The organism is Pseudomonas sp. B1-22, from assembly GCF_050474425.1.
Taxonomy (GTDB): Bacteria; Pseudomonadota; Gammaproteobacteria; order Pseudomonadales; family Pseudomonadaceae; genus Pseudomonas.
In genome coordinates this window covers 302,022-316,726 of sequence record NZ_JBCHVH010000007.1, presented here as the reverse complement: position 1 = coordinate 316,726, position 14,705 = coordinate 302,022, and the positions used below count along the sequence as shown (strand labels likewise).

The 14,705-nt window shown below is 67.1% G+C and carries 14 protein-coding genes; 9 read left to right on the top strand and 5 right to left on the bottom strand.

Features of this window, described 5'->3' with window-relative positions:
• Nucleotides 1-58: 58 nt before the first annotated feature.
• From ACQ5BL_RS26290 to ACQ5BL_RS26270, 5 genes are all read left to right on the top strand, one after another.
• Nucleotides 59-229, top strand: coding sequence for a hypothetical protein (locus ACQ5BL_RS26290; protein ID WP_207886170.1), 171 nt, complete (start codon nucleotides 59-61; stop codon nucleotides 227-229).
• Between the two features lie 372 nt (nucleotides 230-601).
• Complete coding sequence (locus tag ACQ5BL_RS26285) at nucleotides 602-1,048, top strand: acyl-CoA thioesterase (protein WP_430293339.1); 447 nt, start codon at nucleotides 602-604, stop codon at nucleotides 1,046-1,048.
• A 61-nt stretch (nucleotides 1,049-1,109) separates the two neighbouring features.
• On the top strand, nucleotides 1,110-1,940 hold the full coding sequence (locus tag ACQ5BL_RS26280; RefSeq protein ID WP_207886172.1) for a p-hydroxycinnamoyl CoA hydratase/lyase: 831 nt from the start codon (nucleotides 1,110-1,112) through the stop codon (nucleotides 1,938-1,940).
• 60 nt (nucleotides 1,941-2,000) lie between these two features.
• Nucleotides 2,001-3,452: an aldehyde dehydrogenase gene (locus tag ACQ5BL_RS26275; RefSeq protein WP_243807597.1), complete on the top strand. Its 1,452-nt coding sequence runs from the start codon at nucleotides 2,001-2,003 to the stop codon at nucleotides 3,450-3,452.
• A gap of 101 nt (nucleotides 3,453-3,553) precedes the next feature.
• On the top strand, nucleotides 3,554-5,410 hold the full coding sequence (locus tag ACQ5BL_RS26270) for a feruloyl-CoA synthase (protein WP_243807596.1): 1,857 nt from the start codon (nucleotides 3,554-3,556) through the stop codon (nucleotides 5,408-5,410).
• Nucleotides 5,411-5,519: 109 nt separating this feature from the next.
• Here ACQ5BL_RS26270 and ACQ5BL_RS26265 read toward each other — a convergent pair whose 3' ends face one another.
• From ACQ5BL_RS26265 to ACQ5BL_RS26250, 4 genes are all read right to left on the bottom strand, one after another.
• Entirely contained in the window at nucleotides 5,520-6,773 is a 1,254-nt protein-coding gene (locus tag ACQ5BL_RS26265; RefSeq protein WP_243807595.1) for a thiolase family protein, read from the bottom strand.
• Nucleotides 6,774-6,846: 73 nt separating this feature from the next.
• The gene (gene mhpT, locus ACQ5BL_RS26260; RefSeq protein ID WP_243807594.1) at nucleotides 6,847-8,067 is read right to left on the bottom strand and encodes a 3-(3-hydroxy-phenyl)propionate transporter MhpT; all 1,221 of its coding nucleotides are present in this window, start codon (nucleotides 8,065-8,067) and stop codon (nucleotides 6,847-6,849) included.
• Between the two features lie 166 nt (nucleotides 8,068-8,233).
• Entirely contained in the window at nucleotides 8,234-8,713 is a 480-nt protein-coding gene (locus tag ACQ5BL_RS26255) for a MarR family winged helix-turn-helix transcriptional regulator (RefSeq protein WP_243807593.1), read from the bottom strand.
• A gap of 98 nt (nucleotides 8,714-8,811) precedes the next feature.
• The gene (locus tag ACQ5BL_RS26250; RefSeq protein WP_243807592.1) at nucleotides 8,812-9,717 is read right to left on the bottom strand and encodes a LysR family transcriptional regulator; all 906 of its coding nucleotides are present in this window, start codon (nucleotides 9,715-9,717) and stop codon (nucleotides 8,812-8,814) included.
• Between the two features lie 180 nt (nucleotides 9,718-9,897).
• Here ACQ5BL_RS26250 and ACQ5BL_RS26245 point away from each other — a divergent pair, with 180 nt between their 5' ends.
• Genes ACQ5BL_RS26245 through ACQ5BL_RS26235 form a run of 3 tightly spaced genes read left to right on the top strand, consistent with a single transcriptional unit; the run spans nucleotide 9,898 to nucleotide 12,753 of the window.
• Complete coding sequence (locus ACQ5BL_RS26245) at nucleotides 9,898-10,677, top strand: SDR family NAD(P)-dependent oxidoreductase (RefSeq protein WP_430293338.1); 780 nt, start codon at nucleotides 9,898-9,900, stop codon at nucleotides 10,675-10,677.
• A 20-nt stretch (nucleotides 10,678-10,697) separates the two neighbouring features.
• Complete coding sequence (locus ACQ5BL_RS26240; RefSeq protein WP_243807590.1) at nucleotides 10,698-11,456, top strand: SDR family NAD(P)-dependent oxidoreductase; 759 nt, start codon at nucleotides 10,698-10,700, stop codon at nucleotides 11,454-11,456.
• Between the two features lie 40 nt (nucleotides 11,457-11,496).
• A complete protein-coding gene (locus tag ACQ5BL_RS26235; RefSeq protein WP_243807589.1) occupies nucleotides 11,497-12,753 on the top strand; it encodes a flavin monoamine oxidase family protein in 1,257 nt (418 codons plus the stop codon).
• 111 nt (nucleotides 12,754-12,864) lie between these two features.
• On the opposite strand, the gene ACQ5BL_RS26230 is transcribed toward ACQ5BL_RS26235, so the two are convergent.
• Nucleotides 12,865-13,356, bottom strand: coding sequence for a GNAT family N-acetyltransferase (locus tag ACQ5BL_RS26230; RefSeq protein WP_207886182.1), 492 nt, complete (start codon nucleotides 13,354-13,356; stop codon nucleotides 12,865-12,867).
• A gap of 292 nt (nucleotides 13,357-13,648) precedes the next feature.
• On the opposite strand from ACQ5BL_RS26230, the gene ACQ5BL_RS26225 reads away from it, so the two are divergent.
• The gene (locus ACQ5BL_RS26225; RefSeq protein WP_243807588.1) at nucleotides 13,649-14,596 is read left to right on the top strand and encodes a transporter; all 948 of its coding nucleotides are present in this window, start codon (nucleotides 13,649-13,651) and stop codon (nucleotides 14,594-14,596) included.
• Nucleotides 14,597-14,705: the final 109 nt, after the last annotated feature.

Genomic DNA, 14,705 nt, shown 5'->3' with positions numbered 1-14,705 from the left:
CCGTACCTTTTTCATAGTCTCGAACCACCCCTGTTCTCCCTCAAGGGCGGTGAAGGCAATGAAAACAAAAAAAATCTGCCTGGCTGTGGTTCTCTGTGCGCTTTCCGCAGCCTATGTCCTGCTACTGGTCCAGCCCAAGCCAGCTGCCGTGGCCAGTGCTGTGTACTGCAACGCCAGCTACCCCAGCTGCTACGTACCGGTGCCCTCCATCAGCCGCCTGTTGCCCTGATCTCCTGTTTCAGCCGCCTGCATCGCCGTGGCTCGTTGCCGATGGCGTGGGGCGTGCTGCATGCAGGGCAGGGCGCGGCCGCGCCTGACTGAGCGGGTATCGACGCTGGCCGGGCACGGCAAATCATTGGCCGGCTGCTGACGCCACGCCGCGTATCGGGCAACCCCCGCCGCAGGCGATGTTCGCTCATCGCCCCGATTCCTGTTTCCCTCCCGACCGGCCACGCGCAGCGTGACGCCGGCGTTCTGGCTCGCACCTATTGAGCTTTCCAGCTGGCACGGCTTCTTCACGCCAGAAACCGCCGTTGACGGCACCTTGCTTCGGCCATATGGTTATTTGAGTTAACTAATAACCCATGTAACGAGGCCGATGATGCCCAATCGCATCGAGATCGAAGTCAGCTGGGGCGATTGCGACCCGGCTGGGATCGTCTTCTATCCCAACTATTTCGCTTACTTCAACCGTGCCACCGACGCCCTGTTCGCCAGCATCGACCTGCCCCTGAGGAAGGCCATGGAGCGCTATGGCATCGTTGGCTGGCCCATGGTCGATACCCGTGCGCGCTTTCTGAAACCCAGCAGTTTCGGCGACATCCTGCGCATCGAAACCCACGTGGCCGAACTGCGCCGCAGCAGCTTCACCCTGTGCCACTGGGCCTTCCATGCCGATGGTGCGCTGGCCGTGGAAGGGCACGACATCCGCGTCTGGACCGGCTCCGACGGCGAGCGGCTGGCGTCCCGTGAGATTCCGACCGAGGTGCGTGCGCTGCTCGTCGGGCACCAGCTCCAGACCGTGGATTTCGCAAATATAGTTAATTGACATAACTAATTTGGCAGGATAGCTTTTCCCTCATCGAGCAAAACAAGAGCAAAGGTGAGACATGAACAAGTACGAAGGCCGCTGGCAGACCGTAACCGTCGACGTGGAAGGCGGCATCGCCTGGGTCACCCTGAACCGCCCGGAAAAGCGCAACGCCATGAGCCCGACGCTCAACCGCGAAATGCGCGACGTGCTGGAAACCGTCGAGCAGGACGCCGACGCGCGCGTGCTGGTGCTGACCGGTGCCGGCTCCGCCTGGACAGCGGGCATGGACCTGAAGGAATACTTCCGCGAAGTGGACGCCGGCCCGGAAATCCTCCAGGAGCGCATCCGCCGCGACGCCTCCGAATGGCAGTGGAAGTTGCTGCGCCTGTACTCCAAGCCGACCATCGCCATGGTCAACGGCTGGTGCTTCGGCGGCGGCTTCAGCCCGCTGGTGGCGTGTGACCTGGCCATCGCCGCGGACGAGGCGGTATTCGGCCTGTCCGAAATCAACTGGGGCATCCCGCCGGGCAACCTGGTGAGCAAGGCCATGGCCGACACCGTGGGCCACCGCGAGTCGCTGTACTACATCATGACCGGCAAGACCTTCGATGGCCGCAAGGCCGCCGAGATGGGCCTGGTCAACCGCAGCGTGCCGCTGGCGCAATTGCGCGAGGCCGTGCTGGAACTGGCCGCCGACCTGCTGGACAAGAACCCGGTGGTGCTGCGCGCGGCGAAGAACGGCTTCAAGCGCTGCCGCGAACTGACCTGGGAGCAGAACGAGGACTACCTCTACGCCAAGCTCGACCAGGCCCAGCTGCGCGACCCGGAGCACGGCCGCGAGCAGGGGCTCAAGCAGTTCCTCGACGACAAGAGCATCAAGCCGGGTCTCCAGGCCTACCGCCGCTGACGGGCAGCCGCCGCGGGGCGCAGACCCCGCGGCCAGAACAATGACAAGAGGAATCGCTGCATGAACGAAGTCTCGCTGTTGATCGGCGGACGGGCCTTGCCTGCCAGCAACGGACGCACCTTCACCCGGCTCGACCCGCTGACGGGTACGCCGGCCAGTGTCGCGGCCGCCGCCACCCTCGACGATGCCGATGCCGCCGTGGCTGCCGCCGCCGCGGCATTTCCTGCCTGGTCGGCGCTGGGCCCCGGCGAGCGCCGCCTGCGCCTGCTGGAAGCGGCGCGGCTGATGGAGGCGCGCAGCGCCGAGTTCATCGCCGCCGGCGCTCGTGAAACCGGCGCCATGGCCAACTGGTACGGTTTCAATGTGCACCTGGCCGCCGGCATCCTGCGCGAGGCCGCTGGCATGACCACCCAGGTGCTGGGCGAGGTGATCCCCTCCGACGTGCCCGGCTCGCTGTCCATGGCCATGCGCCAGGCGGTCGGCGTGGTGCTCGGCATCGCGCCCTGGAACGCCCCGGTCATCCTTGCCACCCGCGCCCTGGCCATGGCTTTGGCGTGTGGCAATACCGTGGTGCTCAAGGCGTCCGAGCACTGCCCGGCGGTACACCGGCTGATCGGCCAGGTGCTGCACGACGCAGGCCTGGGCGATGGCGTGGTCAACGTGCTGAGCAACGCCCCGGAAGACGCCGCCGCGCTGGTCGAGCGGCTGATTGCCAACCCGGCGGTCAAGCGCGTCAACTTCACCGGCTCGACTCGCGTCGGCCGCATCATCGGCGAGCTCAGCGCCCGTCACCTGAAGCCCGCGCTGCTGGAGCTGGGCGGCAAGGCGCCGCTGCTGGTGCTGGACGACGCCGACCTGGACGCCGCCGTCGAGGCCGCCGCCTTCGGTGGCTACTTCAACCAGGGGCAGATCTGCATGTCCACCGAGCGGGTGATCGTCGATGCGCGGGTGGCCGATACCTTCGTCGAACGCCTGGCGAAGAAGACCGCCACCCTGCGCGCCGGCCATCCCGCCGCGACGGACTCGGTGCTCGGCAGCCTGGTGGACGAAGCCTCCGCCCGGCGCATTCGCGCGCTGATCGACGATGCGGTGGAGAAGGGCGCGCGCCTGCTCTGCGGCGGCGAATGCGAGGGCGCGGTGATGCAGCCGGCGTTGCTCGATGGCGTGACGGCGGAGATGCGCCTGTACGCCGAGGAGTCCTTCGGCCCGGTGCTTTCGGTGATCCGCGTGGACGGTGACGAAGAGGCCCTGCGGGTGGCCAACGACAGCGAATACGGCTTGTCGGCGGCGATCTTCAGTCGCGACCAGGCCCGCGCGCTGAACCTGGCGCGGCGCGTCGAGTCGGGCATCTGCCACATCAATGGGCCCACCGTGCACGACGAGGCGCAGATTCCTTTCGGTGGCGTCAAGGCCAGCGGTTACGGTAGCTTCGGCAGCCGCGCCGCGCTCGATCACTTCACCCAGCTGCGCTGGGTCACCCTGCAGACCACGCCGCGTCACTATCCCATCTGAGTACCGATCCGAGCGCTCGGCAGGACGCCGTGCAGAACAAGAACAAGATTTACGCCGCCGCGCCGAAGGGCCCGGCGGCGTGTCTCGATGGAGCACACTCCATGAACCTCGACTCCAATACCTGGCCGCGCTACCGGCCGGTCGCCATCGGCCATCCCGAAGTGGACGTGCGCCGCGAAGCCGACGGCACCCTCTACATGCAGGCCCGCGAAGCCCTGGAGCAAGCGCCCGAACGCCTGCTGGAACGCCTGCAGCTGTGGGCGGCCGAACGGCCGCAGCAGACCTTCGTCGCCGCCCGCGACGAATCCGGCGACTGGCGCCGCATCAGCTACGCGCAGATGCTCGACAGTACCCGGCGTATCGCCCAGAGCCTGCTGGCCTACGGGCTCGGCCCCGAACGCCCGTTGCTGATCCTCTCGGGCAACGACCTGGAGCACCTGCAACTGGCCTTCGGCGCGCTGTACGCCGGCATTCCCTATTGCCCGGTGTCGCCGGCCTATTCGCTGGTCTCCCAGGACCTGGCGAAGCTGCGCCATATCGTCTCGCTGCTGCAACCGGGGCTGATCTTCGCCGCCGAGGCCACGCCGTTCCGCCGTGCCATCGAAACCGTGATCGATGCCGAGGTGTCGCTGCTGTTCACCCGTGGCGAAGTAGCTGGACGTCAGTGCCGCGCCTTCGCCGAGCTGTTGCAGGCAGAGGACTGCAGCGAGGCGGACGCCGCCTTCGCCGCCACCGACGGCGACACCATCGCCAAGTTCCTCTTCACCTCCGGCTCGACCAAGCTGCCCAAGGCCGTACCCACCACCCAGCGCATGCTCTGCTCCAACCAGCAGATGCTGCTGCAGACCTTCCCCGAGTTTGCCCAGTCGCCGCCGGTGCTGGTGGACTGGTTGCCGTGGAACCACACCTTCGGCGGCAGCCACAACCTCGGCATCGTGCTGTACAACGGCGGCAGCTTCTATATCGACGGCGGCCGCCCGACGCCCCAGGGTTTTGCCGAAACGCTGCGCAACCTCAAGGACATCTCGCCCACCGCCTACCTCACCGTACCGCGCGGCTGGGAGGAACTGGCCGGGGCGCTGGAGACTGACGCGCAACTGCGGGAGAGCTTCTTCTCGCGCATCCGCCTGTTCTTCTTCGCCGCCGCCGGGCTGTCCCAGGATATCTGGGATCGTCTCGATCGCCTGGCCGAAGCCCATTGCGGCGAACGCATCCGCATGATGGCGGGCCTGGGCATGACCGAGGCGGCGCCGTCCTGCACTTTCACCACCGGCCCGCTGTCCGAGGCCGGCTACGTGGGGCTTCCGGCGCCGGGTTGCGAGGTCAAGCTGGTGCCCTGGGAAGGCAAGCTGGAAGCGCGCTACCGCGGGCCGAACCTGATGCGCGGCTACTGGCGCAACCCCGAGCAGAACGCCGAGGTCTTCGACGAGGAGGGCTTCTACTGTTCCGGCGACGCCCTGCGCCTGGCCGACGAGGCCAACCCGCAGCTGGGCCTGATGTTCGATGGCCGTCTGGCCGAGGACTTCAAGCTGTCCTCCGGCGTGTTCGTCAACGTCGGCCCGCTGCGTACCCGAGCGGTGCTCGCCGGTGCGCGCTACGTGCAGGATGTGGTGGTACTGGCGCCCAACCGTCCGAGCCTGGGGCTGCTGGTGTTCCCGCGCATGGCCGAGTGCCGTGCGCTGGCCGGCCTGGGCAAGGACGCCAGCGAAGCCCAGGTGCTGGGCAGCGCGCCGGTGCGTGCCTGGTTCGGCGAGTGGCTGGGGCAACTCAACCAGCAGGCGACCGGCAATGCGAACTTCTTCGGCTGGGCCGCGCTGCTCGATGAGGCGCCGTCCATCGATCGCGGCGAGATCACCGACAAGGGGTCGCTGAACCAGCGCGCCATCCTGGCTTCGCGTGCCGAACTGATCGAGGGTCTGTACCGGGGTGACGACGCACGGTTGATCCCCGCGCCCTGAGCCTGAGCGAACGAAACGGGCCGCCTTGTGAGAGCAAGGCGGCCCGTTTTTTTTGCGTGAAGTTCGGCGGGAAGAAAAGCGGCGCCGGGGGGCGCCGCCTGATGGGGTCTCAGTTGAAAGCGGTGGGCTGCGGGTTTTCCAGCAGCACGGCCATGCCCTGGCCGCCGCCGATGCAGGCGGAGGCGATGCCGTAGCGGCGGCCGCTGGCGGCCATCTGCCGGGCCACGGTGTGGGCCAGGCGCAGGCCGGTGGCGGCCAGCGGGTGACCCAGGGCGATGGCGCCGCCATGGATGTTCAGGCGTTCGTCGTCCAGCTCCAGTTCGCGCTGCACGGCGAGTACCTGGGCGGCCTGGGCTTCGTTGATCTCGAAGTGGCCGATCTGATCCAGACTCAGCCCGCAGCCATCGAGCAGGCGGCGGATCGCCGGGGCCGGGCCGATGCCCATGTACGCCGGATCGACGCCGACTGCGGATGCCGCTCGCACATGGGCCAGCACCGGTCGGCCCTTGGCTTCATTACCGGACATCAGCAACGCGGCGGCGGCGCCATCGACCACGGCGCAGCTGTTGCCGGCGGTCTGCACGCCGTCGGGGTAGAGCGCGTTCAGGCGCGCCAGGGCTTCGGCGGAGGTTTCGCGGATATGGCTGTCCTGGGCGGCGCGCGCCTGGCGGCTGGCGAGCTTCAGTCGGCGCGGGTCGAGGCCGGGTTGCTCGAAGGTCTGTTCGAGCACTTCCTGGATTTCCCCGGCGAACCAGCCCTCGGCCTGGGCCCGCAGGGCACGCTCGAAGCTGCGCAGGGCGTAGGCGTCGACTTCTTCGCGGCGCAGGCCATAGCGGCGGGCGAGGTTCTCGGCGGTCTGCATCATGCTCAGGCCCACGGCGGGGTCGAGCAGCGCTTCCCAGAGGAAGTCCTTGAATTCCACCGGCTGGCCCAGGGCGAAACCGTTGCGGTGGCTGTAGCTGGCGATGGGATTGCGCGACATGGATTCGGCGGCCACGCAAAGCACGCTGCGGGCCTGGCCGCGCTGGAGTTGCTCGGCGCCCTGGCGCAGCAGCTCCAGGCCGGTGCCGCAGATGCGCTGCACGCCCAGGGCCGGAACCTGTTGCGGGACGCCGCAATACAGGCCGATGTGGCGCGGCAGCATGTAGGCATCGAAGCTGGCCTGGGCCATGTTGCCGGCCAGTACGCTGTCGATGCCGGCCGGGTCCACGTTGCTGCGCGCAAGCACGGCGCGGCCGGCGCAGATGCCCAGGTCGGTGGGCGAGACGGGGGCGAGGGCGCCGCGGTAGTCGATCCAGGGGGTGCGCACGGCCTCGACGAGCAGGGCGTCGTCGAAGGCGCTGAAGAGTCCGGGTTGGTTCATTGGCTGGATTCCTGATTGTTACGTGAGTGGATCGGTGGCGCAGCGCCAGGCCGCGCCGGGGAAAGGGGGCAGGTCAGTCGTTCTGGTTGGCCGGACGGTGCCGCAGCAGGAGGATGATCCCGGCGGCGGCTACCACGATGCCGGGCGCGGCAACGGTCATCAGGCCCGAGGCGCCGGCGCCGGAAGCCAGCATCTGCCCGGCGAGCAGCGGCCCGCCAATGGAGCCCAGGCGGCCCACGGCGACCGCCGAGCCGACCCCGGTGGCGCGGATGCCCGCCGGGTAGAACTGCGGCGCCAGGGCATAGAGCACCAGCTGCGCGGCGAGCACGAAGAAGCCGGCGGCGAAGCCCACCAGCAGCATGCTGGTGAAACCGTCGAGGGAGCCCAGGCCCGCCAGGGCGAGCAGGATGCCGGTGTAGATCAGCGCCACCAGCAGCGTCGGCCGCCAGCGGTCGAGCAGCACGCCGGCCAGCACCGAGCCCAGCGCCATGCCCAGGTTCAGCAGCAGTTGCACGCTGCCGGCCTGGATGCGGCTGAAGCCCTGGCCCATGAGCAGCGACGGCAGCCAGTTGAGCAGCATGTACACCACCATCAGGGTGAAGAAGCAGCTCAGCCACAGCAGCAGGGTCGGCAGCGCCTGGCCGGAGCGGAACAGCCCCTGGTACACGCCGATGCGCTGGCCGTCGCCGGCCGGGCGCTGATAGGCCCGGGACTCCGGCAGGCGCAGGTAGAGCAGCGGCGCCACCAGCAGCGGCGCCCAGCCGCCGATGTGGAACACCAGTTGCCAGTGTTCGGCGCCGGCCGACATGCCGGCCAGGGAGGCCAACGCGCCGCCCAGCGGCACCCCGCAGTACATCAGGCTGACCGCGGTGGCGCGGCGGGCGCTGCCAGCGGACTCGGAGGTCAGGGCGATCAGGTTGGGCAGCGCGGCGCCCAGTCCCAGGCCGGTCATGAAGCGCGCCGCCAGCAGGCTGTCGAGGTTCCAGCTCTGGGTAGTGGCGAGGGAGAACAGACCGAACAGCGCCACCGCCGCAGTCAGCACGCGCTTGCGGCCGATGCGGTCCGCCAGCAGGCCGCCGAGGAAGGCGCCGGGCAGCAGGCCGACGATGCTGGCGCTGAACACCCAGCCGAGCTGGACCTTGTCCAGGCCGAAATGTGCGGCGATCCCCGGCCCGGCGATGCCCGAGGACTGGATGTCGACGCCCTCCAGCAGGGCGACGATGAAGCACAGCAGGATGGTGAGGCGAGTGGAAGCGGTTCGCTGCGCCGCCGGGGCGGGAGTGATGTCGTTCATGCCGATAGCGCTCTTGTAGTTGTTGTTGATCGCAAACTAGTTAATTCAATTAACTAGTTTGCGATGCTAGGAGGCTTGGACGCATTCGTCAACGGCACGGCCGTCCACCGCCGGAGGGCGGTGGACGAGGCGCGATCGGAAAATGGGAGGGCGAGCGAGGAGGGGATTACGCGGGGGAGTGGATCTTCTGCAGCAGGCCGAGCAGTTGTTCGCGTTCGGCGTCGGAGAGGCCGGCGGTGGCGGCGAGGTCGCTCTGCAGGGCGACGTCCTTGAGCTGCTTGAGCAGGGTTTCGCCGGCCTTGCTGAGGAAGATGCCGTAGGAGCGCTTGTCCGGCTTGCAGCGCACGCGCACCGCGAGGGCACGGGTCTCCAGCTTGTTCAGCAGCGGCACCAGTTGCGGCGGCTCGACGCTCAGGGCGCGGGCGAGGTCAGCCTGCATCAGGCCGGGATTGCTCTCGATGATTGCCAGGGCGGTGAACTGCGCCGGGCGCAGGTCGAACTTGGCCAGTTCGTTCACCAGGTGCTGGAACACCGACAGCTGGGCCCTGCGCAGGGCGTAGCCGACGTAGTTGTCCAGGGGCGAACTCAGGTCCGGGCTGGCGGCCTCCTGGACCTCGTCATCGGGAGCAGCGCTTTTCTTGGTCATACGGTTACTCGTGTTAACGATTTTGGGCGATCTTCGCACTTTTTCTACGGCGCTGGCCAGATGGGGCGGATTTTCTACGCGCAGCGATGCGATGGAGCTCAGGATCGGGGTGGCTCGTCCTTGAACACCTGGCGCATCAGCTCAAGGTAGCGTCGGGCACCCAGGCCGAGCGGACGGGACTTGATCCAGATGACGTCGACCCAGAGCCGCAGGCGGCTGGCCATGTTGTCGAAGCGCACTTCCGTGACCGCGCCCGAGGCCAGCAGGGGCTGCACCAGGGGTTGTGGCAGGTAGGCCCAGCCAAGGCCGGACTGGATGAACTCGAGGGTGGCCAGGTAGCTGTCGGTCAGCCAGATGCGCCGCGACAGCACCATGCGCGGGTCGGACCCAGTGGGCTTGCCCGAGGCGACGATGATCTGCCGCTGCTCCGCGAGCTGCTCCTCGCGCAGCGGCACGTCGTCGTGCCGGGCGACGGGGTGTTGCGGCGAGGCCACCGCGACCAGCAACTGGCTGCCTGCTTCGAGGAAGGATTCGCGCTCGTCGATGCCGGGGCGCTCGAACACCAGGGCCAGTTGCACGGCGCCCTCGTGGAGCATGCGTACCGCTTCGGCCTGGGTGGCCGAGCGGACCTCGATCTCAAGGCCGGGGAATTCCTCGGCAAGAATCGCCAGCGGCTCGCCCCAGCGACCGGTTTGCAGTTCCGGCGCTATCGCGAGGCTCAACCGTTGTTCGAGTCCCTTGTGCAGCTGCAACGCCTGGGCATCCAGCAGGTTCAGCTGGCAGATCACCTGCCGCGCCTGGGGCTCCAGCGCGAGTGCGGCGGTGGTGGGCAGGGCCTTGCGCGTGCTGCGGTCGAACAGCGTGAGGTCCAGCTCCGCCTCCAGTTGCGCCACCGCCATGCTGACGGCGGACGGCACGCGGCCGAGCTTGCGTGCGGCGGCGGAGAAGGAGCCGCTGTCGAGTACGGCGAGGAAGATCGCGAGCGAGTCGCTGGAGAAGGCCATGGTTTTCAATAATCCTGATGACGGTCTTCGCCGGGGCCGGTGTTCAGGGGCTGATTCCGCTGAAATTTTCGAATGGGCCTGGCTGGTTGTCAGAATAACTGATGGTAATCGTCTTTTTCGATCTCCAGTACGGGCTTACCTTGGCTCGCAACAGCATCTGCGGAACGAAAGGAGACAGAAATGCCCAATGCACAATGGCAGGGCCAGGTCGCGTTGATCAGCGGCGCCGGCAGCGAACAGGGGATTGGCATGGCGATCGCGCGGCGGTTCGGCCGAAACGGCGTGAAGCTCATCGTCACCGCCAGCAGTCCGCGTCTGTTCGAGCGGGTGGAAGAACTGCGCGCCGAGGGTTTCGAGGTCGAAGGACGCACGGCGGACCTCACCGACGAGGCCCAGGTAAACGCCCTGGTGGAATGGGCCGAAGCGCTCTGGGGGCGCATCGACATCCTGGTCAATAACGCCGGCATGGCCATGCAGGGCAGCCCGGAGCCCTTCGCCGATGTGGTCGACACCGACCTGGCGGCATGGAACCTGTCGCTGTCGCGCAACCTGACCACGGCCTTCCTGCTCACCCGTGGTGTGCTGCGCGGCATGAAGGCGCGCGGCTACGGGCGGGTGGTGCAGATCAGCTCCACCACCGGGACCCGTGGCAGCAACCCCGGCGAGGCCGCCTACAGTGCGGCCAAGGCCGGAATGGTCGGCATGAACATGGGGCTGGCCCTGGAAGTTGCCCGCCATGGCATCACCGTGAACAGCGTGGCGCCGGGGTGGATCGCCACCGGGTCCTCCACCGAAGAGGAAGCCATCGCCGCGGGCTACACGCCGGTCGGCCGGGCGGGGCGACCGGAGGAGGTGGCCGCCGCGGTGGCCTTCCTGGCGTCGCCGGAGTCGAGCTATGTGACCGGTGAGGTGCTGGTGGTCGACGGGGGCAACTGCCTGGTCGAGAACAAGGCGCCGTGAGGCCACGAAGGAAGACAGCCATGAACAAGCCAGTGGTTCTGATAACCGGTGCGTGCGGCGGAGTGGGGCAGGCGCTAGTCCAACGCTTCGCCGCCTCCGGGTGGCAGGTATTCGCCACCGACCTGGGCGACGAGGCGTTGCGGCGCCTGGCGGAAGCTGAAGGCCTGGCGGGCAGCAGTGCGGGCGACATCCGCCAGCCCAGCGATTGCCGGCGCATAGTGGCCGATGCGATGCAGGCGACCGGGCGCATCGATGCGCTGGTCAACGCCGCCGGCGTCTGGCGCGAGGGGCCGGTCGAGGCGTGCAGCGAAGAGGACTTCGACATCGTGCTCGACGTCAACCTCAAGGGCACCTTCTTCATGTGTTCGGCGGCGATTCCTCACCTCAAGGAAACCGAGGGAGCGATCGTCAACATCTCCAGCGATGCCGGGCGCCAGGGCAACCGAAACGCCGCCGCGTACTGCGCGAGCAAGGGCGGGGTGACCTTGCTGAGCAAGACCCTGGCACTGGACCTCGCGCCTTTCGGCGTGCGCTGCAACACGGTCTCGCCGGGCGACATCGAGACGCCCATGCTGCGCTTCCAGGCCGAGCGCTACGGTGGCGGCGACCCTGAGGGTTACTACCGCGAGCTGCTCGCCAAATACCCCCAGGGCGAGCGGGCCGCGTTCATCCAGCCGGCGGAAGTGGCCGAGCTGGTGCACTTCCTCTGCCAGCCTTCCGCGCGCTCGATCACCGGTGCGGACCTGGCGATCGATCGCGGCGTCTCGGCGGGCAACTGAGCGCCATCGTAATAACCAGAACCCAAGGAAGGTCTCGTCCATGAGCAACCTGCACCCTGAAAAGGAATCGCCCGTGCATCGCCCCACCGCCTGGCACGTCACCCACTGGAGCCTCGACAGCTATTGCCGGGGCGCCTACAGCACGCTGCTGCCCGGAGGTACGCCCGCACATCGCGCGACCCTGGGCGAGTGTCTGGGGGGCCGTCTGGTCATCGCGGGCGAGGCCTGCAACCCCAGGGCGCCGGCCATGGTGCACGGTGCCTGGGACGACGGTATTCGCGCCGCGAAGCTGGCCGTTCGTGCCTGCGCCCGGCGGGTCATCGTGATCGGCGCGGGTTGCGCGGGCCTGGGCGCCGCGCGCCATCTGCGGGCACAAGGTATCGACTGCGTCGTGCTCGAAGCCCGGGAGCGCATTGGAGGCCGCACGCATAGCCTGCAACTGGGGGCGGTGACGGTGGATGTCGGCGCCGCCTGGCTGCAGCAGTTCGACGACAACGCCCTGGCCCGCGAGGCAGAGCGCCTCGGGGTGCGCCTGGTGGCGACCGACTTCGGCCAGCCGCTGGCCGCTGCCAGCGACGGCCCGGTCGATGGCATCGATGCCGCCTGGGAGGCGCTGCGCCGGGGCATCGATCGGCGCCTGCCGCTGGCCGAGGGCGTGGCACGCTACCTGGCTACTCTTGCGCCGGCTGAGGCGCGGGCGACGCGTTACGCCATCGATGGCAACCTGATCATCGAGGCTTGCCGGCCACTGGAGGAGCTGTCGGTGGACTCGCTGGACGAGGAGGGCGTCGGCGCCAACGACCATTTCCTGCCCGGCGGCTACCGCCAGCTCATCGACCACCTGGCAGCCGGGCTCGACATCCGGTTGGGGCAACCGGTCGCGCGGATCGACTGGCAGGAAGGTGGAGTCCGGGTGAACGACGAGCGCGGTGATTTCTGCATCTGCAGCGTGCCGCTGGGTGTGCTCAAGACCCTGGCGTTCGTCCCGGCGTTGCCGCAGCCCCAGCAGGACGCCCTGGCCCACCTGGGCATGGGCACATTGGAGAAGGTGGTGCTGCAGTTTGAGGAACGCTGGTGGCCGCGGTCACCCACGGGCTACTTGCGCTGGTACGACACGCCGCCAAGCTGGGTCGAATGGCTGGACCTGACCGATGCGGTGGGCAAGCCCACGGTGGCCGGACTGATCGCGGCGGATGCGGTCGAGCGGCAATTCAGCGGCCGCAGCGACGAGGACATCGCCCTGGCCGCACGCGATGCCCTGCAGGCCTGGGCGCGTGCGGTGGAGGCGATGCGCTGAACGCTGGCGGGGGCTTCTCGCGCCGGGTGTGATAGAGGCCCGGCGCTATCTGTCGTGCATTCCCGGGGTGGGCCGCTGTCGTTCATGCAAATGCACGAATGGGGCCGCGCCCTATAGCGTCATCACCATCTCGTGCCACGCCATGCCGCCGTGGTCCGAAGCCGACGGGCGCACGTACTCGTAGCCGTAATGGCGATAGAGATCGACGTGGCGATCCTTGCACATCAGGTGAATGGTCCGTTTGTGCATGCCCCTCATGCGTTCGATGAAGGTGCGCATCATCAGTGAGGCATAGCCCTTGCCCTGGTGGGCGGGGTCGATGACCACCGACATGATCACTGCGTTGGGCGCGTCAGGGTCATGGCCGACCAGCTCTTTGAACGCCTCGTCGGACATCACTACGTCATGGGCGCAGCCGCTGTTGATGAAGCCGATCACTTCGCCGTCCAGTTCCATGATCAGGAAGCCTTGCGGGTATTGGGCGATGCGCGTGGCGATCTTCGCCTCGGTCGCCGCTTCATCGCCTTCATAGGCGGAGATCTCGATCTGGTAGCAACGCGCGGTATCGGCCGGGACGGCCATGCGGAAGGTGGGGACGGTCATGATGAGTCGATTTCCTGCCCATGCAAGGGCGCAGGTGAGTGCGGGTGGCTATGGTAAATGTTCATCAAGCCGCGTGAAGTGCATTGGGTTCAGTACAGGATGAAATGCATGCACGCGAGCGCGATTGCCGATGGCTCAGGTCGCTGCCGATTGACAGGGATGCTCGAAGCGCCGGGAAGCTGCACGCGCCTGCCTTCGGCAGTCTGCACGGGGTGTCGGTCGGCTGGCCCATTCCTGAGCTGGCAAAGTGCCGGTAATCTAGCGGTCCGGGCGAGCGAAAGGACGACGTTGCGTGATCAAACTGAAGGGATATTGCTGGAGCGAACGCCATGCCATCGGGTTCGTTCGTCTGCTGTCAGCATCGCTGGTTGCCTTCGGCTCCCATGCCGTCGCAGAGGATCTCGAACCCCGGACCTATTCCAATACACCGGTCGGGATGAACTTCCTGATCCTGGGGTACAGCGACATGGATGGCAGCGTGACTGCCAATCCCTCTACCCAGTTGCAGGACGCCAAGCTCAACATCAAGACGTCCGTCTTCGCCTTTTCCCGATCCCTGGACGTGTGGGGCCGCTCCGGAAAGTTCGATATCGTGGTGCCGGAGGCTCACCTGAAGGGTTCTGCGCGAGTCGCTGGCGAGCCCCGCGAGCGCGATGTCAGCGGCCTGATCGACCCGAGACTGCGCTTCTCGGTCAATCTCTACGGTGCTCCGGCACTTTCAATGGCCGAATTTCCCAGCTACCAGCAGGACGTCATCATCGGCGCCAGCTTCGCGGTCACGCCGCCGCTCGGCCAATACGATTCGAGCAGGCTGATCAATCTCGGCAACAATCGCTGGTCGTTCAAGCCGGAACTGGGCATTTCCAAGCGCCTGGGTGCCGTGACCCTGGAGTTGTCCGGCGCGGCCACCTTTTTCACCGACAATGACGAGTTCTACGGCCACCGGGTGCTTTCCCAGAATCCGATCTATCAGATGCAGAGCCATCTGATCTATGCCTTTGCCAATGGCATATGGGCGGCACTGGATGCGACCTACTTCGAGGGCGGAAGTACGTCGATCAATGGTGTCGGCAACCATGACTTCCAGGAAAACACGCGCTATGGCGCCACCCTCGCGCTGCCATTGAGCCGACAACATTCGCTGAAGCTGTATGCGAGCAATGGCGCCTATAGCCGCACCGGCAGCGAATACGACGTTGTCGGGATCGCCTGGCAGTATCGCTTCGGCGGCGGGATCTGAGCCCTTGGCAAGCGGTGCATGACAATTGCTTCGGCTGATGTTCAGGTCGTCCGCCGGACGGTCGGAAATCGGGATTTCCTCTGCCTGTCCGCTCAATCGCACGTGTGGT

Bases quoted from the DNA above. Each gene is read 5' to 3' on its own strand.
- ACQ5BL_RS26290 (WP_207886170.1), top strand. From the start codon at position 59: ATGAAAACAAAAAAAATCTGCCTGGCTGTGGTTCTCTGTGCGCTTTCC.
- ACQ5BL_RS26285 (WP_430293339.1), top strand. From the start codon at position 602: ATGCCCAATCGCATCGAGATCGAAGTCAGCTGGGGCGATTGCGACCCG.
- ACQ5BL_RS26280 (WP_207886172.1), top strand. From the start codon at position 1,110: ATGAACAAGTACGAAGGCCGCTGGCAGACCGTAACCGTCGACGTGGAA.
- ACQ5BL_RS26275 (WP_243807597.1), top strand. From the start codon at position 2,001: ATGAACGAAGTCTCGCTGTTGATCGGCGGACGGGCCTTGCCTGCCAGC.
- ACQ5BL_RS26270 (WP_243807596.1), top strand. From the start codon at position 3,554: ATGAACCTCGACTCCAATACCTGGCCGCGCTACCGGCCGGTCGCCATC.
- ACQ5BL_RS26265 (WP_243807595.1), bottom strand. From the start codon at position 6,773: ATGAACCAACCCGGACTCTTCAGCGCCTTCGACGACGCCCTGCTCGTC.
- mhpT (WP_243807594.1), bottom strand. From the start codon at position 8,067: ATGAACGACATCACTCCCGCCCCGGCGGCGCAGCGAACCGCTTCCACT.
- ACQ5BL_RS26255 (WP_243807593.1), bottom strand. From the start codon at position 8,713: ATGACCAAGAAAAGCGCTGCTCCCGATGACGAGGTCCAGGAGGCCGCC.
- ACQ5BL_RS26250 (WP_243807592.1), bottom strand. From the start codon at position 9,717: ATGGCCTTCTCCAGCGACTCGCTCGCGATCTTCCTCGCCGTACTCGAC.
- ACQ5BL_RS26245 (WP_430293338.1), top strand. From the start codon at position 9,898: ATGCCCAATGCACAATGGCAGGGCCAGGTCGCGTTGATCAGCGGCGCC.
- ACQ5BL_RS26240 (WP_243807590.1), top strand. From the start codon at position 10,698: ATGAACAAGCCAGTGGTTCTGATAACCGGTGCGTGCGGCGGAGTGGGG.
- ACQ5BL_RS26235 (WP_243807589.1), top strand. From the start codon at position 11,497: ATGAGCAACCTGCACCCTGAAAAGGAATCGCCCGTGCATCGCCCCACC.
- ACQ5BL_RS26230 (WP_207886182.1), bottom strand. From the start codon at position 13,356: ATGACCGTCCCCACCTTCCGCATGGCCGTCCCGGCCGATACCGCGCGT.